At 64.6% G+C, this 23,546-nt stretch carries 20 protein-coding genes; 12 read left to right on the forward strand and 8 right to left on the reverse strand.

Going from position 1 to position 23,546, the window contains the following annotated elements; all coding sequences use genetic code 11:
• Positions 1-87: 87 nt before the first annotated feature.
• The 7 genes from KXJ60_RS16525 (at position 88) to KXJ60_RS16555 (ending at position 8,608) form a co-directional block, all read left to right on the forward strand.
• Positions 88-1,659, forward strand: coding sequence for an ABC transporter substrate-binding protein (locus tag KXJ60_RS16525; RefSeq protein WP_291130481.1), 1,572 nt, complete (start codon positions 88-90; stop codon positions 1,657-1,659).
• A 63-nt stretch (positions 1,660-1,722) separates the two neighbouring features.
• On the forward strand, positions 1,723-2,703 hold the full coding sequence (locus KXJ60_RS16530; RefSeq protein WP_291130482.1) for an ABC transporter permease: 981 nt from the start codon (positions 1,723-1,725) through the stop codon (positions 2,701-2,703).
• Complete coding sequence (locus KXJ60_RS16535; protein WP_291130484.1) at positions 2,703-3,986, forward strand: M20 aminoacylase family protein; 1,284 nt, start codon at positions 2,703-2,705, stop codon at positions 3,984-3,986. The genes KXJ60_RS16530 and KXJ60_RS16535 overlap by 1 nt, the downstream gene beginning before the upstream one ends.
• 50 nt (positions 3,987-4,036) lie before the next feature.
• Positions 4,037-5,569 (forward strand): ABC transporter substrate-binding protein, encoded by a 1,533-nt coding sequence (locus KXJ60_RS16540; protein ID WP_363318035.1) that lies wholly within the window; start codon positions 4,037-4,039, stop codon positions 5,567-5,569.
• A 64-nt stretch (positions 5,570-5,633) separates the two neighbouring features.
• On the forward strand, positions 5,634-6,545 hold the full coding sequence (locus KXJ60_RS16545) for an ABC transporter permease (RefSeq protein WP_291130489.1): 912 nt from the start codon (positions 5,634-5,636) through the stop codon (positions 6,543-6,545).
• 6 nt (positions 6,546-6,551) lie between these two features.
• Positions 6,552-7,529, forward strand: coding sequence for an ABC transporter ATP-binding protein (locus KXJ60_RS16550; protein WP_291130500.1), 978 nt, complete (start codon positions 6,552-6,554; stop codon positions 7,527-7,529).
• A gap of 56 nt (positions 7,530-7,585) precedes the next feature.
• Positions 7,586-8,608 (forward strand): dipeptide ABC transporter ATP-binding protein, encoded by a 1,023-nt coding sequence (locus tag KXJ60_RS16555; protein ID WP_291130727.1) that lies wholly within the window; start codon positions 7,586-7,588, stop codon positions 8,606-8,608.
• A 16-nt stretch (positions 8,609-8,624) separates the two neighbouring features.
• On the opposite strand, the gene KXJ60_RS16560 is transcribed toward KXJ60_RS16555, so the two are convergent.
• A complete protein-coding gene (locus KXJ60_RS16560; RefSeq protein ID WP_291130505.1) occupies positions 8,625-9,473 on the reverse strand; it encodes an SIS domain-containing protein in 849 nt (282 codons plus the stop codon).
• A 73-nt stretch (positions 9,474-9,546) separates the two neighbouring features.
• On the opposite strand from KXJ60_RS16560, the gene tal reads away from it, so the two are divergent.
• Positions 9,547-10,488 carry a transaldolase gene (tal, locus tag KXJ60_RS16565; RefSeq protein ID WP_291130507.1) on the forward strand — a complete coding sequence of 314 codons (942 nt, stop codon included), beginning with the start codon at positions 9,547-9,549 and terminating at the stop codon, positions 10,486-10,488.
• Positions 10,489-10,682: 194 nt separating this feature from the next.
• Here the strand turns inward: tal and groL are convergent, their stop codons facing one another.
• Both groL and KXJ60_RS16575 read right to left on the reverse strand, forming a co-directional pair.
• Positions 10,683-12,329 (reverse strand): chaperonin GroEL, encoded by a 1,647-nt coding sequence (gene groL / locus KXJ60_RS16570; RefSeq protein WP_291130510.1) that lies wholly within the window; start codon positions 12,327-12,329, stop codon positions 10,683-10,685.
• Positions 12,330-12,416: 87 nt separating this feature from the next.
• Positions 12,417-12,710 (reverse strand): co-chaperone GroES, encoded by a 294-nt coding sequence (locus tag KXJ60_RS16575; protein ID WP_066268460.1) that lies wholly within the window; start codon positions 12,708-12,710, stop codon positions 12,417-12,419.
• 234 nt (positions 12,711-12,944) lie between these two features.
• Here KXJ60_RS16575 and KXJ60_RS16580 point away from each other — a divergent pair, with 234 nt between their 5' ends.
• A complete protein-coding gene (locus KXJ60_RS16580) occupies positions 12,945-14,747 on the forward strand; it encodes a 7TM diverse intracellular signaling domain-containing protein (RefSeq protein WP_291130514.1) in 1,803 nt (600 codons plus the stop codon).
• Here KXJ60_RS16580 and KXJ60_RS16585 read toward each other — a convergent pair.
• The 3 genes from KXJ60_RS16585 to metK form a co-directional block, all read right to left on the reverse strand.
• Positions 14,729-15,526, reverse strand: a complete 798-nt coding sequence (locus tag KXJ60_RS16585; RefSeq protein WP_291130517.1) for an SDR family oxidoreductase — start codon at positions 15,524-15,526, stop codon at positions 14,729-14,731. The two genes, KXJ60_RS16580 and KXJ60_RS16585, sit on opposite strands and share 19 nt — an antisense overlap.
• 25 nt (positions 15,527-15,551) lie before the next feature.
• Positions 15,552-17,606, reverse strand: coding sequence for a PAS domain S-box protein (locus KXJ60_RS16590; RefSeq protein WP_291130519.1), 2,055 nt, complete (start codon positions 17,604-17,606; stop codon positions 15,552-15,554).
• A gap of 185 nt (positions 17,607-17,791) precedes the next feature.
• Positions 17,792-18,973 carry a methionine adenosyltransferase gene (metK, locus tag KXJ60_RS16595; protein WP_291130522.1) on the reverse strand — a complete coding sequence of 394 codons (1,182 nt, stop codon included), beginning with the start codon at positions 18,971-18,973 and terminating at the stop codon, positions 17,792-17,794.
• A gap of 154 nt (positions 18,974-19,127) precedes the next feature.
• Here metK and KXJ60_RS16600 point away from each other — a divergent pair, with 154 nt between their 5' ends.
• Positions 19,128-19,991 (forward strand): lysophospholipid acyltransferase family protein, encoded by an 864-nt coding sequence (locus KXJ60_RS16600; protein ID WP_291130525.1) that lies wholly within the window; start codon positions 19,128-19,130, stop codon positions 19,989-19,991.
• Positions 19,991-20,908 carry a lipid A biosynthesis acyltransferase gene (locus tag KXJ60_RS16605; protein WP_291130528.1) on the forward strand — a complete coding sequence of 306 codons (918 nt, stop codon included), beginning with the start codon at positions 19,991-19,993 and terminating at the stop codon, positions 20,906-20,908. The genes KXJ60_RS16600 and KXJ60_RS16605 overlap by 1 nt, the downstream gene beginning before the upstream one ends.
• 6 nt (positions 20,909-20,914) lie before the next feature.
• Here the strand turns inward: KXJ60_RS16605 and KXJ60_RS16610 are convergent, their stop codons facing one another.
• Positions 20,915-21,835, reverse strand: a complete 921-nt coding sequence (locus tag KXJ60_RS16610) for an alpha/beta fold hydrolase (RefSeq protein ID WP_291130531.1) — start codon at positions 21,833-21,835, stop codon at positions 20,915-20,917.
• Positions 21,836-21,865: 30 nt separating this feature from the next.
• Positions 21,866-22,654, reverse strand: coding sequence for a ribosome biogenesis GTP-binding protein YihA/YsxC (gene yihA / locus KXJ60_RS16615; protein WP_291130534.1), 789 nt, complete (start codon positions 22,652-22,654; stop codon positions 21,866-21,868).
• 103 nt (positions 22,655-22,757) lie between these two features.
• Here yihA and KXJ60_RS16620 point away from each other — a divergent pair, with 103 nt between their 5' ends.
• Positions 22,758-23,372 carry a c-type cytochrome gene (locus tag KXJ60_RS16620; RefSeq protein ID WP_291130537.1) on the forward strand — a complete coding sequence of 205 codons (615 nt, stop codon included), beginning with the start codon at positions 22,758-22,760 and terminating at the stop codon, positions 23,370-23,372.
• Positions 23,373-23,546 lie beyond the last annotated feature (174 nt).

Here is a 23,546-nt window from a genome sequence, read left to right on the forward strand (position 1 = left end):
GAATGCCCGATTGGGGTTAGTCCCGTGCATGAGCGGGAACGTTTGTTGCATAGTGGCGTGATGTCCATTTTATTTAGGTGTCAACAAATGAATTACTCACTTGCGGTTCTGTGCGCAGCGATGGCGTTGGGGGTGGGCGGCGCCCATGCCAAGACCTTCAAATGGACCAGCGCCAGCGACATTCCCACTTGGGATATTCACTCGCAGAACAACGCGCTGGCCAACGGTGTGCATGCGGCTGTGTACGAATCGCTTGTGTACTACAACAGCAAGACATTCAAGCCAGAGCCTGTGCTGGCCACGGCCTGGAAGCAAGTCACGCCCACCCAGCTGCGCCTCAATTTGCGCACGGGCGTCAAGTTCCACGATGGTTCGACCTTCTCTGCCGATGACGCGGTGTTTTCGATCGAACGCGCGATGTCCAAGACCTCCAACTTCGGCATTTATGCGCAAGGTATCGATCGCGTGGTCAAGGTCGACGCCAACACCATCGACATCTTCACCAAGGACCCCAACCCGGTGTTGCTCAACCAGCTCACTGAGCTGCGCATGATGAGCAAGGCGTGGGCAGAAAAGAACAACTCGACCGCGCCGAAGGACATCAAGACGCAAGACGAGACCTTTGCGCACCGCAACGCAAACGGCACCGGTCCCTTCATGCTGAAAGAGTGGCAGCCTGACCAGAAGATCGTGCTGGTGAAGAACACCGCCTGGTGGGGCAAGGCCGAGGGGAACGTCACCGAGATCGTGTACACGCCCGTGAAGGCTGTGGCCACGCGCATGGCGGCGTTGCTTTCTGGCGAGGTGGATCTCGTGCTTGACCCGAGCCCGCAAGACTTGCCACGCGTGCGCTCGGACGCTTCCCTCAAAGTGATCGATGGCATCGAGAACCGCACCATCTTCTTCGGCATGGACCAGTTCCGTGACGAGCTGCCCGGCAGCAACATCAAGGGCAAGAACCCGCTGAAAGACCGCCGCGTGCGCCAGGCGCTCTACCAGGGCATCGACATGTCGACGATCACGCGCGTGAGCCTGCGTGGGCTGGGCCAGGCCACCGGCGCGCTGGTCGCGCCGCAGGTGAACGGATGGACGGAGGCCGTGCACAAACGCTACCCGTTTGACGTGGAGGCGTCCAAGAAGCTGCTGGCCGAAGCCGGCTACAAGGACGGGTTCGAGGTGGACTTTGCCTGCCCCAACAACCGCTACATCAACGACGAGGCGATCTGCCAGGCCGTGACGGCCATGTGGGCACGTATTGGTGTGAAGGCCAAGCTCCGCACCCTGCCGCTGGTGACCTACTTCCCCATGATCCAGCGCTACGAAGCCAGCATTTACATGCTGGGCTGGGGCGTGCCGACCTTTGATGCGCTCTACAGCCTGCAGTCGCTGGTGCGCTCGGTGGGTGCAGGCGGTGACGGCAACTACAACGTGGGCCGTTACAGCAACCCGCAAATGGACGCGCTGGTGGAGCGCACCAAGAAGGAAACGGATCTGAAGTTGCGCACCGAGTTGCTCACCAAAGCGCTCGCACTGCAGAACCAGGATGTGGCGCACATTCCGCTGCACAACCAGGTCATTCCATGGGCGATGAAGAAGAACATCGACGTGGTGCACCGCGCCGACAACCGGCTGGACTGGCGCCTCATCAAGGTAAACTGATTCGCAGGCATTGATCGAGGGTCGCGCACCGCAGGGGGCGACCCTCTCTTTATTTCCCAAACGATGTTTGCATTCATTCTTCGACGACTCGCGCAGGCCGTGATCGTCATGGTCAGTGTGGCCCTGATCGCGTTCATGCTGTTCCAGTACGTGGGGGATCCGGTGGTCTTCCTGTTGGGACAAGACGCCACCGCTGAACAGATCCGCGAGCTGCGGGCGGACCTCGGGCTGGACCAGCCGTTTTTTGTGCAGTTCTGGCACTTCCTCGCCAATGCGGTGCAGGGCGAATTTGGCCTGTCGCTGCGCCAGGGCGCCAAGGTGTCCCGCCTGATCGCCGAGCGGTTCCCGGCGACGCTGGAGCTGGCGATGGTGGCGGCCGTGCTGGCGCTGGTGGTGGGCATTCCCATGGGGGTGTACGCCGCGCTCAAGCGGGGCACGTTTCTGAGTCAGGTGTTCATGACCGTCTCACTGCTGGGTGTGTCACTGCCGACCTTTCTCATCGGCATTCTTCTGATCTTGCTGTTTGCCGTCACGCTGGGGTGGTTTCCCAGCTTTGGCCGAGGCGACGTGACGCAGGTGGGATGGTGGACAACCGGGCTCCTCAGCGCCAAAGGCTGGCACCACATCACGCTGCCGGCAATCACGCTGGCCATCTTCCAGCTCACGCTGATCATGCGGCTCGTGCGCGCCGAAATGCTCGAAGTGCTGCGCACCGACTACATCAAGTTTGCGCGCGCGCGTGGGTTGACCAACCGCGCGGTGCACTTCGGCCATGCGCTGAAGAACACGCTGGTGCCGGTGATGACCATCACCGGCCTGCAGCTCGGTGGCCTGATCGCGTTCGCCATCATCACCGAGACGGTGTTCCAGTGGCCCGGCATGGGGCTGCTGTTCATTCAGGCCGTGACGTTTGCCGACATTCCCGTGATGGCCGCCTACCTGTGCCTGATCGCGCTGATCTTCGTGGTCATCAACCTGATCGTTGACTTGCTGTACTTTGCAGTCGATCCGCGCCTTCGCGTGGAGAAGGCAGGCGGCCACTGATGTCGACGATGTCCCGCATCAAGGCGCACGGCCGCGCTTTCTCGCACATCGCGGCTTTCCACCCCGAACTCACCGCGCTGCGCCGCGACCTGCACGCGCATCCCGAACTCGGCTTTGAAGAGCACTACACGGCGAAACGCGTGGTCGAGTCGCTCAAGGTGTGTGGCGTGGACGAGATCCACACCGGCATCGGCAAGACCGGCGTCGTGGCGGTGATCCGTGGCCATCGCCATGCCAGCGGCCGCATGATCGGCCTGCGCGCGGACATGGACGCGCTGCCCATGACCGAGCACAACGACTTTGCCTGGAAGTCGTCACGCCCCGGCATGATGCACGGCTGCGGTCACGATGGGCACACCGCCATGCTGGTCGGCGCGGCGCGCTATCTGGCCGAAACGCGGCAGTTCGATGGCACGGCCGTGCTCATCTTTCAGCCCGGCGAGGAGGGCTTTGCGGGCGCCAAGGCGATGATCGAAGACGGCCTGTTCGAGCGCTTCCCGGTGCAGTCGGTCTTTGGCATGCACAACTGGCCGCAGATGCGCCCAGGCATGGTGGGTGTGAACCCCGGCCCCATGATGGCGTCGGCCGATCGCATCACCATTGAAATCATCGGCAAGGGTGGCCATGGGGCGCATCCGTACCAAACCGTGGATCCGGTACTGGTGTCGGCCCACATCATCACGGCGGTGCAGAGCATCGTCTCGCGCAACGTGCGGGCGATCGACAGCGCCGTGATCAGCATTTGTGCGATGCAGGCGGGCGACCTGGGCGCTTTCAGCGTGATGCCCGGCAAGGCCACGCTCGTGGGGACGGTGCGCACATTCAACCCCGAGGTGCAGGCCATGGTGGAGCGGCGGCTGCAGGAGGTCTGCTCCGGCGTGGCGCTGGGCCTGGGTGCCACGGCGCACGTGAACTACGAACGCATTTATCCGGCCACCATCAACACCCCGGACGAGGCGGGCTTCGCGGCCGATGTCGCGCAGAAGCTGGTGGGCCACGAGCACGTGGACCGCAACATGGACCCGAGCATGGGGGCGGAAGATTTCTCTTTCATGCTGCAGGTCAAGCCCGGTGCTTACCTGCGGCTGGGCCAAGGCGCTGAAAACGGCGTGGGCAGCTGCTTCCTGCACAACAGCCGGTACGACTTCAACGACGAGGTGCTGCCACTCGGCGCAGCCCTGCATGCCAGTCTGGTGGAGCAAGGCATGCCGCTGGTGGATTCGGCGCCAGCCCAGATCAAAAGCCAGTCAACAACCACAACCCCATCAAGGAGCGAAGCATGAATTTCAGGACCGCACTGACGACCACCCTGGTCTCGACCGCGCTGGTCGCCATGGGCGCCGCCTCGGCGCAGACGATCCGCATCGGCAACCAGGGCGATGCCCTGTCGATGGACCCGCATTCGCTCAATGAGTCGCTGCAGCTCAGCGTGACCAACAACGTGTACGAGCCGCTGGTGGGCCGTGACCAGAACCTGAAGCTGGTGCCGGCACTGGCCACGAGCTGGAAACAGACGTCGCCCAGCGTGTGGCGCTTCGAACTGCGCAAGGGCGTGAAGTTTCACGATGGCGCGCCCTTCACGGCCGACGACGTGCTGTTCACCTTTGCGCGTGCATCGGGCGACGGCTCCGACATGAAGAGCTACACCAACGACGTGAAGGAAGTGCGCAAGGTCAACGACTTCACCGTCGACATCGAGACCAAGGGCCCGTTCCCCATCCTGCCCGACGTGCTGTCGCTGCTGTTCATCATGAACAAGAAGTGGTCGGAGGACAACCAGGCCACGCGCCCTGTGGACCGCCGCAAGGGCATCGAGAACGCGGCGTCTTTCCGCGCCAACGGCACCGGCCCGTTCCGCCTGCGCGAGCGCCAGCCCAACATCAAGACCAGCTTCGTCCGCAACGGCAACTACTGGGGCAAGATCGAAGGCAATGTGCTCAATGTGGAGTACACGCCCATCGGCAACGACTCCACCCGTGTGGCCGCCTTGCTTTCCGGGCAGGTGGACGTGATCGAGCCCGTGCCGCTGCAGGATGTGGCGCGCGTCAACGGCAGCGGCAAGAGCAAGGTGATCCAGGGCCCGGAGCTGCGCACCATCTTCCTGGGCATGGACCAGAAGCGCGACGAGCTGCTGTATTCCAACGTCAAGGGCAAGAACCCGTTCAAGGACAAGCGCGTGCGCCAGGCCTTCTACCAGGCCATCGACATCAACGGCATCCAGCGCACAGTGATGCGAGGCGCTTCAAAGCCCACCGCGCTGCTGGTGGGCCCGGGCATCAACGGCTTTGACAACGCGATGAACACGCGTCTGCCGTACGACCCCGAAGCGGCCAAGAAGCTGCTGGCCGACGCCGGCTACCCGAATGGCTTCGAGGTGTCGATGAACTGCCCCAATGACCGCTACGTGAACGACGGCGCCATTTGCCAGGCGGTGGCGGCCAGTTTGGCGCGCGTGGGCGTGAAGATCAACCTGCAGGCCGAGACCAAGGGCACCTACTTCCCCAAGGTCTTGCGCCGCGACACCAGTTTCTACATGCTGGGTTGGACGCCTGGCACCTACGACTCGCACAACGCCCTCAACGCGCTGGTGCGGTGTGTGGACGACAAGGGCAGCGGCCAGTTCAACCTGGGCGCGTACTGCAACCCCAAGGTGGACGAGCTGACGGTGCAGATCCAGTCCGAGACGGACAAGACCAAGCGCGATGCCTTGATCAAGGAGGCCTTCAAGCTGCATGCGGATGACATCGGTCACCTTCCGCTGCATCAGCAGGCTTTGGCCTGGGGTGTGGCCAACAACGTCGAGCTGGTGCAGCTGGCCGACAACTTCATGCCGTTTCGCTTCATGTCTGTGAAGCCCGCGAAGTAAGCGCACCCGGTCGCCGCAGGGCCACAAGCCTTGCGGCGACCCCGTTTCCATACAGGTTCCCCACGTGATCAGCCTCATCAAAAGAGGGCTCGACAGCGATGTCGGCCACAGCTTCCGGACTTCGCCCACCGCCATCGTGGCGGCGGTGATTGCGTTCATCTGCATCTTCTGTGCGGTGTTCGCGCCCTGGGTCGCCCCGCACAACCCTTTCGATCTCGCCACGCTCGAACTCTCCAATGCGCGCTTGCCGCCCGCGTGGAGCGCTGAAGGCACCAGCCGGTTCCTGCTCGGTACCGACGACCAGGGCCGCGACATCCTGTCTGCCCTGATGTACGGCGCGCGCATCTCGCTCGCCGTGGGGCTGGCGTCGGTGGTGCTGTCGGTGGTGATTGGCGTCACCTTCGGTTTGCTGGCCGGTTTTCTGGGTGGCTGGATCGACAGCGTGCTCATGCGCCTGTGCGACGTGATGTTGTCGTTTCCCGCCATCCTCATCGCGCTGCTGATCGCGGGTGTGGGCCGCGCGCTGTTTCCCAATGCCCATGAGACCCTCGCGTTTGGCGTGCTGATCATCTCGATCACGCTCACGGGCTGGGTGCAGTACGCGCGCACGGTGCGCGGCTCCACGCTGGTGGAGCGCAGCAAGGAATACGTGCAGGCCGCGCGCGTGACCGGTGTGGCACCGTTGCGCATCATGCGCAGCCATGTGCTCCCCAACGTCATGGGGCCAGTGCTGGTGCTGGCCACCATCCAGGTGGCGACGGCCATCATCACCGAGGCCACGCTCTCGTTTCTCGGCGTCGGCGCACCGCCCACCTCACCGTCGCTGGGCACGTTGATTCGCGTGGGCAACGACTACCTGTTTTCCGGCGAGTGGTGGATCACCATCTTCCCGGGCGCCATGCTGGTGCTGATCGCACTCAGCGTGAACCTGCTGGGCGACTGGCTGCGCGATGCCCTCAACCCGCGCCTGCGCTGAATTCACATGAGCCTTCTACAAGTCAAAAACCTGGTGGTCGAGTTCCCCAGCCGCCGCGGCACGCTGCGCGCGCTCGACGACATTTCCTTCGACATTGCCCCGGGCGAAATCCTGGGTGTGGTGGGCGAGTCCGGCGCGGGCAAGTCGCTCACGGGCGCATCCATCATCGGCCTGCTGGAGCCGCCGGGACGTGTGGCATCGGGCGAGATCCTGCTGCAAGGCCAGCGCATCGACAACCTGCCTTACGACCAGATGCGCAAGGTGCGGGGCCGCAAGATCGGTGCGATCTTCCAGGACCCGCTCACCTCGCTCAACCCGCTGTATTCGGTGGGGCGCCAGCTGATCGAAACCATCACCACCCACCTGCCGGTGAGCCACGCCGAGGCGCGCCATCGGGCGATCGAGCTGCTCAAGGACACCGGCATTCCGGCCGCCGAACAGCGCATCGACCACTTCCCGCACCAGTTCTCCGGCGGCATGCGCCAGCGCGTCGTCATTGCGCTGGCGCTGGCCGCTGAGCCGCAATTGATCGTGGCCGACGAACCCACCACGGCGCTGGATGTGTCGATCCAGGCGCAGATCATCACGCTGCTCAAGACCATCTGCAAACAGCGGGGCGCTGCGGTGATGCTGATCACCCACGACATGGGTGTGATCGCCGAGACCTGCGACCGCGTGGCGGTGATGTACGCCGGGCGCATCGCCGAAATCGGCCCGGTGCATGAAGTGATCAACCAGCCTTCTCATCCCTACACCGCAGGTCTGATGGCCTGTATTCCCGACATGAGCCAGGACCGCGAGCGTCTGCACCAGATTGACGGCGCCATGCCGCGGCTCAACGCCATTCCCCGTGGCTGCGCCTACAACCCGCGCTGCGAGAAGGTGTTTGACCGCTGCCATGTGGACCGGCCCGATCTCCTGACCGCCGGCGCCACGCGCGCTGCTTGCTGGTTGCACGCTGGCGGGAAGGCGGTGGCCGCATGAGCGCCGAGATGACCGAAAACACTGCCCAAGCTCGCACGGCCGAGACCCGCGCTGCCGTGTCTGCTGCCACCACCGAGGCCGCCAACGCGTCACCGTTGGTGCGTGCCACCGATCTGGCCAAGACTTTTGACGTGTCCGCACCGTGGCTCAACCGTGTCATCGAGCGCCAGCCGCGCCAGCTGCTGCGCGCGGTCGACGGCGTGTCCTTCGACATTCCGCGCGGCCAGACGCTGGCGCTGGTGGGTGAGTCCGGCTGCGGCAAGAGCACGGTGGCACGCCTGCTGGTCGGTTTGTATGAGCCCACACGCGGGGGCTTCGAGTTTGACGGGCAGGACGCGCACGCGGCCTTCAAAACCCCTGAAGGCCGCAAGCTGCGCCGCCGGATCCAGATGATTTTTCAGGATCCCTACGCCAGCCTGAATCCCCGCTGGCGGGTGGAAGACATCATTGCCGAGCCGCTGCGCGAACACGAGATCGAGACCGACCCTGCGGCCTTGCGCGCGCGGGTCGATGAGTTGCTGAAGTCGGTGGGCTTGTCGCCCCTGGACCGTGTGAAGTACCCGCACCAGTTCTCGGGCGGCCAGCGCCAGCGCATTTCCATCGCGCGCGCGCTGGCGACCCAGCCCGAGTTTCTGGTATGCGACGAGCCCACCTCCGCGCTGGACGTCAGCGTGCAGGCGCAGGTGCTCAACATCATGAAAGACCTGCAGCGCGAGCGCGGTCTGACCTACCTGTTCATCAGCCACAACCTGGCCGTGGTGCGCCACGTCAGCGATCAGGTGGGGGTGATGTACCTCGGTCGGCTGGTGGAGCTGGCGCCCAAGCACACGCTGTTTGACAGCCCGCGCCACCCCTATACGCGCATGCTGCTGGATGCCATTCCCAAGATGCACGACACCGGGCGTGCCCGCACACCGGTGTCTGGCGAGGTGCCCAATCCGCTGAACCCACCCAGTGGTTGCGCGTTCAACCCGCGTTGCCCGCACGCCAACGACCGCTGCCGCAACGAGCGGCCCGAGCTGTTGACGCTGGGTGGTATCCGAATTGCCTGCCACGCGGTGCAGGAAGGACGCATCTGAGCGGTGGCGCGCGCCTTCAGGCGTAGCGCTTGCTCTTGAGGTTGTTCTTCATTTCCTTGAGCAAGGGCTGCAGCTTCGTGCCGCCGATGCGCAGCGCCAGGCAGGTCGCCACAATGTCGATGACCATCAGGTGCATCAGGCGAGAGGTCATGGGGCTGTAGCGGTCGTAGCCCTCCGGGTGGTCGGCCGACAGGTGAATGTGGCCGCTCTGCGCCAGCGGTGTGCCGCTGGTGGTGATGGTGATCACCGTCGCGCCGTGCTTGCGGGCAATGTCGGCTGCGTCCATCAAGTCGCGTGTGCGGCCCGAATTGGAAATGATCACCAGGCAGTCGCCCGGCCCGAGCAGCGATGCGCTCATCACCTGCATGTGGCCGTCGCTGTAGGCAATGGCGTTGATGCCCAGGCGAAAGAACTTGTGCTGCGCGTCCTGCGCCACGATGCCCGAGTTGCCCGCGCCGTAGAACTCGATGCGGCCGCGGTTCTTGTACGTGGCCACCAGCGCATCGACTGCCTTCTCGATCGCATGGCTGGAGGCGTCGTTGCGGTACTTCAGGAACGCCGCCACCGTGTTGTCGATCACCTTGACCAGCACGTCGCCGGTCTTGTCGTCCATGTCCACGCTGCGGTGGATGAACGGCACGCCTTCGCTCACGGTGCCGGCGAGCTTGAGCTTGAAGTCCGACAGACCGTCGTAGCCCATGCTGCGGCAGAAGCGCACCACCGTGGGCTTGCTCACATGGGCACGGTCGGCCAGTTCGGTCACCGGCAGGCTGGCGAAGGTGCGCGGGTCGAGCAGCACGAGCTTGGCCACGCGCTGCTCGGCAGGTGCCAGCGAGGGCATGGAGGCTTTGATCCGGTCAAGCATGGCGCGAGCCCTCGGTTACATCGATGGACGGAATCGTGAAATTTTATTACACGAGCTGGCCGATAATCCAGCCATGAACCAGCTCGACGCCCTCAAACAATTCACCACGGTGGTGGCCGACACCGGCGACTTCAACCAGATCGCGGCCTACGCCCCGCAGGATGCGACGACCAACCCGTCGCTCATCCTCAAGGCGGTGCAAAAGCCCGAGTACGCGCACCTGCTGAAGGACGCGGTCGCGAGCTACGGCGCGCAGGGGCTGGACGAGGTGACCAACCGGCTGCTGGTGCGTTTTGGGTGCGAGATCCTGCGGCTCATCCCGGGGCGCGTGTCGACCGAAGTGGATGCGCGGCTCAGTTTCGACACCGAAGCGACGGTCACGCGCGCGCGCCGCATCATCGAGCTGTACCAAGGCGAAGGCGTGCACGTGGACCGCGTGCTGATCAAGATCGCCTCCACCTGGGAAGGCATTCAGGCGGCCGCGCGGCTGGAGCGCGAGGGCATTCACACGAACCTCACCCTGTTGTTCTCGTTTGCTCAGGCGGTGGCGTGCGGGCAGGCCAAGGTGCAGCTGATTTCGCCATTCGTGGGCCGCATCTACGACTGGTACAAAAAGTCCGCCGTTGCCGGCTGGGACGAGGCCGCCATGGCCGGTGCCAACGACCCGGGCGTGCGCTCGGTGCGCAGCATTTATGAGTTCTACAAGAAGCACGGCATCGCGACCGAAGTGATGGGTGCCAGCTTTCGCAACGTGGGCCAGATCACGGCACTGGCCGGCTGCGACCTGCTCACCATCAGCCCGGACCTGCTGGCCCAGCTCGCCGCCAGCGAAGCGCCGCTGGATCGCTCGCTCGACGCAGGCGCGGCCAAAGCGATGGACATCCCCTTCGTGACGCACGACGAAGCCAGCTTCCGCTTCGCGCTGAACGAAGACGCGATGGCGACCGAGAAACTGGCCGAGGGCATTCGCGCTTTCGTGGCAGACACGATCAAGCTTGAAGCCTTGATGAAGTAGATCGGCCGCAGCCAAAACAAAAGCCCCGCGATCGCTCGCGGGGCTTTTGTTTTTGGGGCTTTGTCAGAACGCCAAGAGGCATTCCGACGCAGCATGAGGGCCTAGCGCAAGGCGCATGGGCGCTGACAGTAGCGGAGCTACGGCAAGCCCATGCAACGCGGCGATCGGCCCTCAGGCAAGGAGAGCCGGAGCAATTACATGCCCATGCCGCCCATATCACCCATGCCACCCATGCCGCCACCCGGCATGGCAGGTGCGTCATCCTTCGGGGACTCGGCCACCATGCACTCGGTCGTCAGCATCAGGCTGGACACCGAAGCGGCGTTCTGCAGCGCGGTGCGGGTCACCTTGGTGGGGTCCAGGATACCCATTTCGATCATGTCGCCGTAGGTGTCGTTGGCGGCGTTGAAGCCGTAGTTGCCCTTGCCGGCCAGGATGGCGTTGACCACCACCGATGGCTCGCCACCGGCGTTGGCCACGATTTCGCGCAGGGGCGCTTCGATGGCCTTGAGCACCAGCTTGATACCGGCGTCCTGGTCAGCGTTGTCACCCTTGATGGCGCCGGCAGCCTGGCGGGCGCGCAGCAGTGCCACGCCGCCACCGGCCACGATGCCTTCTTCCACTGCAGCGCGGGTGGCGTGCAGGGCGTCTTCCACGCGGGCCTTCTTTTCCTTCATTTCGACTTCGGTGGCAGCGCCAACCTTGATCACGGCCACACCGCCGGCCAGCTTGGCCACGCGCTCTTGCAGCTTCTCGCGGTCGTAGTCGCTGGTGGCTTCTTCGATCTGCACGCGCACTTGCTTCACGCGGGCTTCGATGTCAGCGGCAGCGCCAGCGCCGTCGATGATGGTGGTGTTTTCCTTGCCGATTTCCACGCGCTTGGCCTGGCCCAGGTCGGCCAGCGTCACCTTCTCCAGCGTCAGGCCCACTTCTTCAGCGATGACCTTGCCGCCCGTCAGGATGGCGATGTCTTCCAGCATGGCCTTGCGGCGGTCGCCGAAGCCAGGTGCCTTCACGGCCACAACCTTCAGGATGCCGCGGATGGTGTTCACCACCAAGGTCGCCAGGGCTTCGCCTTCGACGTCTTCGGCAATGATCAGCAGCGGACGGCCGGCCTTGGCGACTTGCTCCAGCGTGGGCAGCAGGTCACGGATGTTGGAGACCTTCTTGTCGTACAGCAGCACGAAGGGGTTGTCCAGCAGGGCCGATTGCTTCTCGGGGTTGTTGATGAAGTAGGGCGAGAGGTAGCCGCGGTCGAACTGCATGCCTTCGACCACGTCGAGTTCGTTTTGCAGCGACTTGCCGTCTTCCACGGTGATCACGCCTTCCTTGCCAACCTTGTCCATGGCATTGGCAATGATCTCGCCGATGCTGGAGTCGCTGTTGGCGGAGATGGAACCCACCTGGGCGATTTCCTTGCTGGTGGTGGTGGCCTTGGAGGCCTTCTTCAGCTCGGCGATCAGGGCTTCCACAGCCTTGTCGATACCGCGCTTGAGGTCCATCGGGTTCATGCCGGCGGCCACGTACTTCATGCCTTCGCGCACGATGGCCTGGGCCAGCACGGTAGCGGTGGTGGTGCCGTCACCGGCGTTGTCGGAGGTCTTGGAAGCGACTTCCTTGACCATCTGGGCGCCCATGTTCTGGAGCTTGTCCTTCAGTTCGATTTCCTTGGCCACGGACACACCGTCCTTGGTCACGGTGGGGGCGCCGAAAGAGCGCTCGAGCACCACGTTGCGACCCTTGGGGCCCAGGGTGACCTTGACCGCGTTGGCCAGGATGTTCACGCCTTCAACCATGCGTGCGCGGGCTTCGCCGCCGAAAATGACGTCTTTTGCTGCCATGTTGATTTCTCCGGAATATTAAAAAGTTAATCAGTTCGGGATGGAGCGGCCGGGCGCGCTGCGCGTCGGTCGGTCAGTCCCGCAAAATCACTTGGATTCGACAACTGCGAACAGGTCGTCTTCCTTCATGACCAGCAGTTCGTCGCCAGCGACCTTGACGGTCTGGCCGCTGTACTTGCCGAACAGAACGCGGTCACCGACCTTGACGTTCATGGCGGACAGTTCGCCTTTGTCGTTTTTCTTGCCGGGACCGACCGCCAGGACTTCGCCCTGGTCAGGCTTTTCGGCGGCGGCGTCAGGGATGACGATGCCGGAGGCGGTCTTGGTTTCGCTGTCAATGCGTTTGACGATCACGCGATCGGCGAGAGGACGAAGGTTCATTGCATCTCCTGGGTATGAAACAGATGGGGTTGTTCAGAACGGTGAAGCGGACCCGCAGGGCCAGCGCTTGCCGCTGATCGACTTGGGATTGGGTGTTAGCACTCAACTCCAGCGAGTGCTAATGATAAGGGTGCCGCAGGGGGTTTTCAAGGCAGCCCGGGGTTTATTTGCCAAAAGCGCGGACCTGACAGGAATACCCCCGGGGTGTATGTCACAAACATTTACGATCACGGGATGGACCGATCCTCCCGTGCTGTTTTTCCTTCATACCGAGCGGTGTTTCGCCGATGGCTGGCTTGTGCCGTGCTGCTGTGTGGCGTCGCCCAGGCCTCTGTGCCGGGCCTGGCGAGGGCGGCGATTGCCCCTGAAGTCGATGTCACGCTGCAGGCGGCTTTTTGGGTGGACGCCACGGGTCAGGCCACCGTGGACGAGGTGGTTTCGCTGCCCGCCACCGCCTTGCAGCCCATGGAGCACTACCGCGCCTTCCGGCTCGATGGTGCGGCCTTGTGGCTGCGCGTGGAACCACCTTCGCTCGATCCCGGACACCGCTGGTACCTGATGCTCAGTGCCGCAGCGTTTGCCAACCGGGCGACGCTGCACACCCTGGGGCCTGATGGGCAGTGGCAGAAGCAGGAGGCCGGAGATCGATTGCCGGTGTCGCAGTGGGACCACCCGGACCAGACGCCCGTGTTTGCCCTCGCGCCCCAGGCGGGGGCCCCTGTCTGGCTGCGACTGGAAAACCGGCCGGCCTCGCTGAGCCCGCGCCTGCTGCTCATGACCGAGGAGCGCTTGCTCGAGATGCGCTCCTGGACTTTTCTGATGGTGGGCGGTTACCTGGGGTTTGGCTTGCTCGTGCTTTTTCTGGCGTGGGTGCACGCGCGCTTGTACGCCGACCGCGCCTTCGTGGCCTATTGCGCCTACGTGATCTGCATGCTGGGCTTCCAGGCCTCATTCACCGGCATCGGGGGGCTGTTTTTCTGGCCGGATCACGCGCGCTGGAACGATGCCGCACCCGCGTTGTTCATGCTGTGGCTGACGGCCTCCGGCATCTGGTTCGTTCGCGAAGTCTGTGCGGTGTCGAGGTACCACCAGCGCGTGGACCGGTTCGTGCTGGTCTGGTCGTTGTTCGGTCTGGTGTTTCCAGCGCTCTACCTCTGGCTGCAGAACCAGGCCGTCTTCGTGGTGCTCAATCTGTATGGCCTGCTGTCGGTGCTGCTCAGTTTTGGCCTGTGCGTGTGGACGTGGCGTCTGGGAGAAAAGTACGCCGGCTGGATGGCCATTGGTTTCCTGCCCGTGCACCTGAGCTATCCGTTTCCCGCCTTGCGCAGCGCCGGCTGGCTGCCCGATGGCTGGGCGACGCAGTACGCGGTGCTGATCGGTTCGGCCATCGAGATCCCTTTGCTGCTCTACATCCTCCACCGCCGTGCGAAGGAATTCAACGAGAACCGGGCGCGCCTGCGTGCCATTGAAAGCACCGACCCGCTGACAGGTCTGACGGTGGTGCCCGTGCTCACGCTGCGTTTGCGCGATGCGTTGCGCCGCGCGCGGCGGTACGGGCATCGCTGCGGGCTGGTGCTGGTGGACCTGGCCAACCACGCGGACATCGTGTCGCGCGAGGGGCGCGAAGCGGGCGATCGTGCGCTGGTGGTGGCTGCTTCCCGCCTGTCTGCCGTGGTGCGCGATGTGGACACCGTGTGCCGCATTGCTGAAGCGCGTTTTGTGGTGCTCGTTGAGGGCCCGCTCGCCGACGATGAGCTCAAGCGGCTGGCGCAGCACATCGTGGCCAGGGGGCTGGAGCGCATCCCGGCGTTGCCCGCTGACGTCGCCTTGCGTTTCCGGCTGGTGTCGATGGCCTTGCCCGATGACACCATGGCCGGGGTCGACGACGACCACCTCGTCACGCACATGGGCGCTGCGCTGGATCGGATGGTGAGCGATCCGCGCAAGGTGGTGCAACACCTCTCACCGGCAACGAACTCGCCACAGCCGGAGGAGGGCAGCGTCGAACTGCCCGCCGCTCAGAAGTGGGCCAAGTAGCCCCCATCGACCACCAGCACCTGCCCGGTGACGTAGCTCGCGGCGGATGACGCCAGAAACACCGCAGCGCCACCGATCTCGTCGGGTTGCCCCCAGCGGCCCAGTGAGCTGCGCCGGGTGAGCCACTGTGTGGTGGCCGGGTCTTCCACCATGCCTGCGTTGGCTTCGGTGGCGAAATAGCCCGGTGCAATGGCATTGACGTTGATGCCCTGAGCGCCGAGTTCGGCCGCCAGCGCACGGGTGAGCGCCTCCAGCGCCCCCTTGCCTGTGGTGTACGCGGCATCGCCTGCGCGCGCGATGGGCCCGGCGATGGACGTGACATTGATGATGCGGCCAAAGCCTTGCTCGCGCATCGGGCGAGCCGCCTCGCGGCACAGGTGCCAGGCCGAGACCAGGTTCGACTCCAGCAGCTCGCGCAGGGCCTGGGCCGGCAAATCATCCAGCGCCTGGCGCCGGCGTTGGCCGACGTTGTTGATCAGGATGTCGAGCCGTCCGCTCTGGGCCAGCACATGGCCGACGGCAGCGCTGGCGGCGGCTTCGTCGGTCACGTCAAAGGCGAGGGCATGCGCGCAGCCCGCGGCGTCCCTTCCTGCCTGGCTCACTGTGTCTGCGGCGTCCTGCAAGGCACTTGCGTCGCGGCCGTTGAGCCAGACCGTGGCACCGTGAGCGGCCAGTGCCGTGGCCATCGCGAGACCCAGACCCCGGCCCGCACCAGTGACCAGGGCCACGCGGCCTTGCAGCGAGAACAGCGTGGTGGAAATCGGGCGGGTGGTGTTCACCGCCCGATTATCACGGGCACATGCGTTAGAGCGAGAGCTCTGCCATCGACGATTCGGAGAAGGTCATCTCCGGCTCCATGCCATCGAAGGGCAGCGTGAAATAGAACGTGCAGCCCTCGCCAGGCGCGGTCTCTGCCCAGATGCGCCCGCCATGGCGCTCGATGATGCGCTGCGACAGCGCCAGGCCGGTGCCCGTGCCTTCGAAGTCCATCGAGTGGTGCTGGCGCTGGAACATCACGAACAGGTTGTGCGCCTTTTCCAGGTCAAAGCCCACGCCGTTGTCGGCGATGAAGAACGTGCGTCCGCCGACCGGGTTGACCTTCCAGCCCAGCTCGATGCGTGCCACGTCGCGCGGGCGGGTGTACTTCACGGAATTGCCCAGCAGGTTGCCCAGGGCCTGCGCGAGCAGCATGGCATCGCCGCGCACCACGGGCAGGTCGTTCTCGATCACCCACTCGATGCGGCGGTCCGGATTTTCCTGCTTGAGGTGCGCAATCACCCCCTGCACCAGCTGCGAGATGGGCACCGGCTGCGTCTCGATCGCGACCCGGCCCAGCCGCGCGTATTCCAGCAGGCCTTCGATCATCAGGCTCATGCGCTTGGATGCCTTGGCGATCGAGTTCTGGTACTGCAGCGCCAGTGCGTCGGTCGATTCGCCCATCTGCTCCTGCAGCAGGCTGACGAAGCTGGCGATGTGTCGCAGCGGCGCACGAAGGTCGTGCGAGACCATGTGCGAGAACACGTCCAGGTCCTTGTTGGCCGCCACGAGCTGTTGCGTGCGCTCGGCCACGCGCTTCTCCAGCTCACGGTTGAGGTCGTTCATGACGTCTTCCAGGCTCTTGGCCGCCGTCATGTCGCGTGTGATGCTGGAGAGCCCCTGCAGCTCACCGGCTTCGTTGCGCAGCGCGGTCAGCACCGTGTGCGCCCAGAAACGCGAGCCATCCTCGCGCAGCCGCCAGCCGCGCGTTTCCCATTGCCCGTGGGCTTTGGCCAGGCGCAGCACCTGCCCTGGGTCGACCTCGTCCTCGCCAGCGTTGTCGGCCGCCAGCAGCACTTCGTAAGAGCGGCCCATGATCTGCGAGCGGCTGTGCCCATGCAGGCGCTGGGCGCTCTCGGTCCACTCGGTGATGCCGCCGTTCTCGTCGACGAAGTAGATGCAGTAGTCCTGGATGGCGTCCACCATCAGCCGGTACCGCTGCTCGCTGGCGAACAGTTCGGCGGATCGGTCGCGCACGCGCTCTTCAAGATCGCGGTTGGCGTGCAGCACGAACTCTTCGGTGCGGCGGCGCTCGCTGATGTCGTGCAGCTCGATGAAGATGCCCTCGACTGCGCCATCCCGGAAATCGGGGATGTAGTGGATCTCGAAGTAGTTGCGAAGACCATCGGCGCCCACGCGTTCGGCTTCAAAGGTTTGCGTCTGGCCTGAGAGCGCCTGCGCCACGCGCGGCAGGATGTCGGGCAGGATTTCAGGCCGCACCACCTGGCTGAGCGGCGAGCCGACCATCTCGGCAGGCGTCTTTCCGTAGCGGCTGGCGTGGGCCTGGTTGGCAAAGCGGCAGATCAGGTTTTTGTCGTAGTACGCCAGACGCGCAGGAATGCGGTCGGTGATGCTGCGCAGCAGCCCGTCCTGCGCCTGGGTGGTCGCCTCATCGCTCTGGGTGATCACCGCACTGCCGTGCATGAAGTGCCCCTCGGCATCGAACACCGGGGTGGATGCGAGTTGGGCGCGGAAGACGCTGCCGTCCACACGCATCCAGTCGAGCACGACCGGCTCGGCGTGACCGATCCGGCACAGCGATTCCACATGGGCAGTCAGTGCTTCGCGCGAGCGAGGCGTCACCAAGCCATTGAGGTGCGCGCCTGCCGCGCCGTGGCCCAGCCAGTTGTGCAAGGTCTGATTGAGGTGGACGCAGCGCTGCGCTGCATCAAACGTGAGCAGGCCACAGGTGGCCTGGTCGCACAGGGATCGAGCGCTGTCCAGCGCGGCCTGAAGTTCTTGCGTCCGCAGGGCCAGTAACTGCTCGAGCCGCTGCTGCTGCTCAGGCGCGTCCATCCCATCGGGGCAGATCGAGGTGTCCATGGTTCAGGGCTCCGGGGTCGTTGCAGTGCAAGCCAGAAAAACGGCTTGTACTCCCATATCGGACGCAGCTGCGGAAAATTCAAATTGTTACGACCGGTGGCCCCACGCTTTCTGTCAGAAAAAAGTGCGCAAAAAAAGCCCCAGGGCTTGCGCCTTGGGGCTTGGGCGGTTTTTTCTGTGACTATTTACAGTCCGGCGGCTTTGCGCAGGGCCGCGGCCTTGTCGGTGCGCTCCCACGTGAACTCGGGCTCTTCGCGGCCAAAGTGGCCGTAGGCCGCCGTCTTCGAATAAATCGGACGCAGCAGGTCCAGCATCTGGATGATGCCCTTGGGGCGCAGGTCGAAGTGCTCGGCCACCAGCGCGGAGAGCTGGTCGTCCGGGATCACGCCAGTGCCTTCGGTGTAGACAGTGATGTTCATCGGCCGGGCAACGCCAATGGCGTAGGCCACCTGCACCTGACACTGCTTGGCCAGGCCGGCGGCCACCACGTTTTTGGCCACGTAGCGTGCGGCGTAGGCGGCCGAGCGGTCCACCTTTGAGGGGTCTTTGCCAGAGAATGCACCGCCACCGTGCGGGCATGCGCCGCCGTAGGTGTCGACGATGATCTTGCGGCCGGTGAGGCCACAGTCACCCTGCGGGCCACCGATGACGAAGCGGCCGGTCGGGTTGATCAGGTACTTCGTGTCCTTGAGCCATTCCTTGGGCAGCACCGGCTTGATGATCTCCTCGATGATGGCTTCGTTGAACGATGCCTTCATCTTGGTGGAGGTCTCGCTCTGGTCGGGCGAATGCTGGGTGGAGAGCACCACGGTGTCGATGCTGTGGGGCTTGCCGTCCACGTAGCGCATGGTCACCTGGCTCTTGGCGTCCGGGCGCAGGAAGGGCAGGCGGCCGTCTTTGCGCAGCTGGGCCTGGCGCTCCACAAGGCGGTGCGCGTAATAGATGGGCGCGGGCATGAGCTCGGGCGTCTCGTCGCAGGCGTAGCCGAACATCAGGCCCTGGTCGCCGGCGCCGGTGTTCAGGTGGTCGTCGGACGCGTGGTCCACGCCCTGGGCGATGTCGTTGGACTGCTTGTCGTAGCAGACCATGACGGCGCAGCCCTTGTAGTCGATGCCGTATTCGGTGTTGTCGTAGCCGATGCGCTTCAAGGTGTCGCGGGCCACCTGGATGTAGTCCACATGCGCGTTGGTGGTGATCTCACCGGCCAGCACCACCAAGCCGGTGTTGCACAGGGTTTCAGCAGCCACGCGGCTGCGCGGGTCCTGGGTGAAGATCGCGTCGAGAATCGCGTCGGAAATCTGGTCGGCGACCTTGTCGGGGTGGCCTTCAGAGACAGATTCGGAGGTGAAAAGAAAGTCGTTCGCCATGGTTAAACTCCAAGTTGGTTGATCGGCGTTGCCGGTCTGTCAGAGTTCGGCGAACGCTTTAGCGGAATTTGTGAGTCGCCCCGCAATTAGTTCGATAACTCGGCGATGGCGGGATTTTAGTTCAACTCCCCGCGCGTCCTTTTCCCTCCCACCCGTGGCCCTGCTGATTCATTGCCTCTTCCGTGCGCTGAGCTGGCTGCCGTTGTCCGTCCTGCACGCGCTGGGCTGGGGACTGGGCTGGCTGAGTTTTTTGCTGTCGGGGCGCTACCGTCGCCGCCTGTTTGCGCACGCGCAGCAGGCCGGCGTCTCGCGCCGTGTGGCGTTGGCCTCGGTGGGGGAGTCGGGCAAGCTGGTGGCGGAACTGCCCCGCTTGTGGCTGGGTCGGCCCGTGCCGGTGGTGTGGTCGGGGGCGGAGCACATCGAGGCCACGCAGTCGCAAGGTGCCGGGGTCCTGTTCCTCACGCCGCATCTGGGCTGCTTCGAGATCACCGCGCAGGCCTATGCGCGGCGTTTTGGTGCAGCGCACCCCATGACCGTGCTGTTTCGCCCGGCGCGAAAGCCCTGGTTGCGCGATCTGGTGGCCGGAGCGCGAGGCCGCCCCGGGCTGTTTGCAGCACCCACCACGCTCGCTGGCGTCAAGCAACTCATCAAGGCCCTCAAGGCGGGGCAGGCGGTGGGGTTGTTGCCCGACCAGGTGCCGCCGGACGGCCAAGGCGTGTGGGCGCCATTCTTTGGGCGCGAGGCCTACACCATGACCTTGTCGGCGCGGCTGGCGCAGGCGGGCCAAGTGACGATCCTGCTCAGCTGGGGCGAACGTCTGGGCTGGGGTCGGGGCTATCGCGTGCATGTGCTTCCCTTCGACAAGCTCAATGGTGGCCCGCTGTCGAGTGACGCGGCGCTGGCCGCGACGCAGATCAACCGGGCGATGGAGTCGCTGGTGCGAGAATGCCCCGCCCAGTACCTCTGGTCCTACGACCGATACAAGGCGCCGCGCGGTTCGGCGCCACGCCCCCGCTGATGTCCTCATTGCCTCCCGAGCTCGAACTGCCTCGCGGCAACCTCGCCAACCGCCTCGGGGTGGCGTTCATGCGCCTGCTCGCCCGGCTGCCGCTGCGCTGGGTGAGGGCGCTGGGTTGGTGCCTCGGGCAGGTGCTCCATGTGCTGGCGGCCCGTCGCCGGCGCATCGCCCGCATCAACTGGGCGCTGTGCTTCCCGCAAAGCAGCGAGACCGAGCAACGCCAGGCGGTGCGCCAGCACTTTGTCTATTTCGCCCAGGCCTGGCTGGACCGCGGCTGGCTCTGGGAAGCGCCGCTGGCCACCGTGCAGCGGCGCTTGAAGCTCACAGGCGACCTGAAGGCGCTTGAGGGCAACGAGCCCACGGTCATTTTTGCCCCGCATTTCGTGGGCATGGACGCGGGCTGGATCGCGCTGACAGCGCACCTTGAGCGCCGCTTCTGCGGCCTGTATGCCGAACAGCTCAATGCCGACGTGGACCGGTGGATGGCGCAGGGTCGGCAACGTTTTGGCAACCCCCACGTGGTGGGCAAGCGCCAGGGCATCAAGCCGCTGGTGGCGGCCATGCGCCAGGGCCTGCCGCTGTATCTGCTGCCCGACATGGACCATGGCATGCGCGACGCGGCTTTCGTGCCTTTCTTCGGCGTGCAGACGGCCACCCTCATGTCGCTGTCGCGCCTGGCGCGATTGGGGCGTGCGCGCGTCGTGCCGGTGGTGAGCCGGCTCACGCGCGATGGCTACGAGGTGACGGTGATGTCCCCGTGGGCCGACTATCCCACCGACGATCCCGAGGCAGACACCGCCGAGATGAACCGCTATCTGGAAGGCTTCATCCGCCGTGCACCGGAGCAGTACTACTGGGTACACAAGCGTTTCAAGACACGACCCGGGAGCGAGCCGTCTTTTTACGCGGACCTCTGAGCCGCGTCAGGGCGCGATGAAGCGCCCGATCAGTTCGGCCAGGCGCGCGGGCTGTTCGTGCACGATCCAGTGCGTGGCGCCCGGCACGCGCTCGATGCGCAGATCTTTCACAAACGCATCCAGGCCATCCAGCAGCGCTTCGGGCAGCGCGGTGTCTCCCAGGCCCCAGATCACCAGCGTCGGCGCAGTGACCGTTGCCTTGTCCCGCGGCACTTGTACCGCGGCCGCACCAGGGTCATCCGCCGTCGGCGGGCGCAGGGGCGAAGCGGCGTAGTACGCACAGGGCCCGTTGAGGCCTTGGTTCCACACGGCTCGGTAGCGATCGCGCATGGTGTCGTTCAGCCAGGCAGCGGGTCCGCTGTCGGCCGCCATGTGGGTGAAGAAAGGCCAGAGGCGCGCGAAATCGTTCTCGGCCAGCAGCGTAGGGGCATCCGGGCGCGCCAGAAAGTTCATGTAGGCGCTCGCCGCTTGCTGCTCTTGCGAGTGCGCGAGCTCGCGCTGGAAGGTGGCGGGGTGCGGCGCGTTGACGATCACCAGGCGTTGCATCAGCGCCGGGCGCTGCGCCGCCAGACCCCAGGCCAGTGCGCCGCCCCAGTCGTGTGCCACCAGCGCCGCCAGTTGGCCCGGGGTAGGGCTGTCCGCTGAGACGGCGTCGATCAGCGCTTCCAGGTCTTGCAGCAGCGGCTTGGCGCGATAGGCGCTGACGTCGGCGGGCGCGCTGGATCGCTCGAACCCGCGCAGGTTGGGCGCGATGCACCGGAAGCCGCCGTGTTCGGGTTGTGCAAAGTGTTCAAGCAGTTCGTCCCAGACGAACGCGGCTTCCGGGAAGCCATGAAGGAACAGCAGCACCGGTGCGCCAGGTGTGCCCGTGGCGCGGCAACTCAACGTGATGCCGTGCGGCAGTGTCTGCAGGAAGGTCTGGATCATGTGGGCATGTGCTGTGGGCCCACACGGGCTTCAGTCCAGTGCGGGCGGTTCGTCTTCGGGAAGGGGCTGCGGGGCTTGGGCCGTTGCTCCGGCGCCGTGGGTCCACTGCCACAGCAGCATGGCCACTTCGTCCACCCCTTTTTTCTTCAAGGCAGAAAACAGTCTCGCTTCGCCGCCGCCCGATTGCAGTCGCGCAATCGACAGCGCCTTTTGGGCTTCGGCGTGGTTGAGCTTGTCGGACTTGGTGAGCAGCACCAGGAACTTCAGCCCTTCCTCGACCCGCGGCCGAATCACTTCCAGCAGGATTTCGTCGAGCTCGGTCAGCCCGAGGCGGGGGTCGATCAGGAGCACGACACCCTTGAGGTTTTCGCGGGTGAGCAGGTAGTTGCCCATCACGCGCTGCCAGCGCAGCTTGGCCTCGCGCGGCACGGCGGCGTACCCGTAGCCTGGCAGATCGGCCAGTACCGCGTCGGTCACGCCTTGCTTGCCAAGCGAAAACAGGTTGATGCTCTGCGTGCGACCGGGCGTTTTGGATGCGAAGGCCAGGCGTTTTTGCTGCGTCAGTGTGTTGATGCAGGTGGACTTGCCGGCGTTGGAGCGCCCCACAAAGGCGACCTCGGGCACGTCCAGGGGGGGCAGGTGCTCCAGCTGCGGGGCGGTCGTGAGGAACCGGGCGGTGTGCAGCCAGCCGTGGGCGATCTTGGGATCGGGCTTGAGGGAGTCGATGATGTTTCCAGCTCGGGGTGTCGGGGCTTTGAGGCCCGGGGCGTCTTGAGACGGCGAAGCGTTCGTGGGGGCTGGAGTGGGGCGGTGGGTCATTTGGGGGTTTTCCCGGTGGGACATTGTAAAATCGATTGGCTTTGTCCAGACAAACCGAGAATTCCCACAAACCGAACCCGTCGCAACCGACGCCCGCCCCGTCATGAAATTGCCTGTTTCCTTCCTTTGCGCCGCTGCTGCTGCAGCCTTGTCGTTCAGCGCCCAGGCGCAATCGGTCAAGCCTGACCTGGCCAAGGGCGGCGCCATATTCGGTCAGGCTTGCGTGGCTTGCCATGCGGCGGACGGCAACTCCAGCACCCCGGCGAATCCCAAGCTGGCCCAGCAGCACCCTGAGTACCTGGTCAAGCAGTTGCAGGAGTTCAAGTCGGGCAAGCGCGACAACGCGATCATGAAGGGCTTTGCCTCGACCTTGTCGGACGCCGACATGCGCAACATCGCCTACTGGCTGGCCGATCAGAAGGCCAAGGGTGGCGCTGCGACCGACAAGGACCTGGTGCGCCTGGGCGAACGCATCTACCGTGGCGGTATCGCCGATCGCCAGATCGCAGCTTGCGCTGGCTGCCACAGCCCCAACGGTGCAGGCATTCCTGCTCAATATCCTCGCTTGGCGGGACAACACGCCGAGTACACCAAGACGCAGCTGGAGCACTTCCGCAACGGCACCCGCAAGAACAACGCGCAGATGATGGGTGTCGCTGCCAAGATGAACGACCGTGAAATCCAGGCGGTATCGGACTACATCGCCGGCCTGCGTTGAAGGGCTTGGCGGTCGGCCTCATACCCTTGGTCATGGGCCGGGATATAAGCCAGTGTTGATATTCATCGGCACAATGCAATAAACCCGCCGGGCGGTGAACCGCCAGCCATAAAACACATCACATCAGGGCGCGTTCCGGGACCACCGGAGCCGCCCTTTTTGTTGCACCGTTCT

It is taken from the genome of Hydrogenophaga sp., from assembly GCF_019264445.1.
In the GTDB taxonomy this organism is placed as follows: Bacteria; Pseudomonadota; Gammaproteobacteria; order Burkholderiales; family Burkholderiaceae_C; genus Hydrogenophaga.

Coding starts and splice junctions, on each gene's coding strand:
- KXJ60_RS16525 (WP_291130481.1), top strand. CDS start 88: ATGAATTACTCACTTGCGGTTCTGTGCGCAGCGATGGCGTTGGGGGTG.
- KXJ60_RS16530 (WP_291130482.1), top strand. CDS start 1,723: ATGTTTGCATTCATTCTTCGACGACTCGCGCAGGCCGTGATCGTCATG.
- KXJ60_RS16535 (WP_291130484.1), top strand. CDS start 2,703: ATGTCGACGATGTCCCGCATCAAGGCGCACGGCCGCGCTTTCTCGCAC.
- KXJ60_RS16540 (WP_363318035.1), top strand. CDS start 4,037: ATGGGCGCCGCCTCGGCGCAGACGATCCGCATCGGCAACCAGGGCGAT.
- KXJ60_RS16550 (WP_291130500.1), top strand. CDS start 6,552: ATGAGCCTTCTACAAGTCAAAAACCTGGTGGTCGAGTTCCCCAGCCGC.
- KXJ60_RS16560 (WP_291130505.1), bottom strand. CDS start 9,473: ATGCTTGACCGGATCAAAGCCTCCATGCCCTCGCTGGCACCTGCCGAG.
- tal (WP_291130507.1), top strand. CDS start 9,547: ATGAACCAGCTCGACGCCCTCAAACAATTCACCACGGTGGTGGCCGAC.
- groL (WP_291130510.1), bottom strand. CDS start 12,329: ATGGCAGCAAAAGACGTCATTTTCGGCGGCGAAGCCCGCGCACGCATG.
- KXJ60_RS16575 (WP_066268460.1), bottom strand. CDS start 12,710: ATGAACCTTCGTCCTCTCGCCGATCGCGTGATCGTCAAACGCATTGAC.
- KXJ60_RS16580 (WP_291130514.1), top strand. CDS start 12,945: ATGGACCGATCCTCCCGTGCTGTTTTTCCTTCATACCGAGCGGTGTTT.
- KXJ60_RS16590 (WP_291130519.1), bottom strand. CDS start 17,606: ATGGACACCTCGATCTGCCCCGATGGGATGGACGCGCCTGAGCAGCAG.
- metK (WP_291130522.1), bottom strand. CDS start 18,973: ATGGCGAACGACTTTCTTTTCACCTCCGAATCTGTCTCTGAAGGCCAC.
- KXJ60_RS16605 (WP_291130528.1), top strand. CDS start 19,991: ATGTCCTCATTGCCTCCCGAGCTCGAACTGCCTCGCGGCAACCTCGCC.
- KXJ60_RS16610 (WP_291130531.1), bottom strand. CDS start 21,835: ATGATCCAGACCTTCCTGCAGACACTGCCGCACGGCATCACGTTGAGT.
- yihA (WP_291130534.1), bottom strand. CDS start 22,654: ATGACCCACCGCCCCACTCCAGCCCCCACGAACGCTTCGCCGTCTCAA.
- KXJ60_RS16620 (WP_291130537.1), top strand. CDS start 22,758: ATGAAATTGCCTGTTTCCTTCCTTTGCGCCGCTGCTGCTGCAGCCTTG.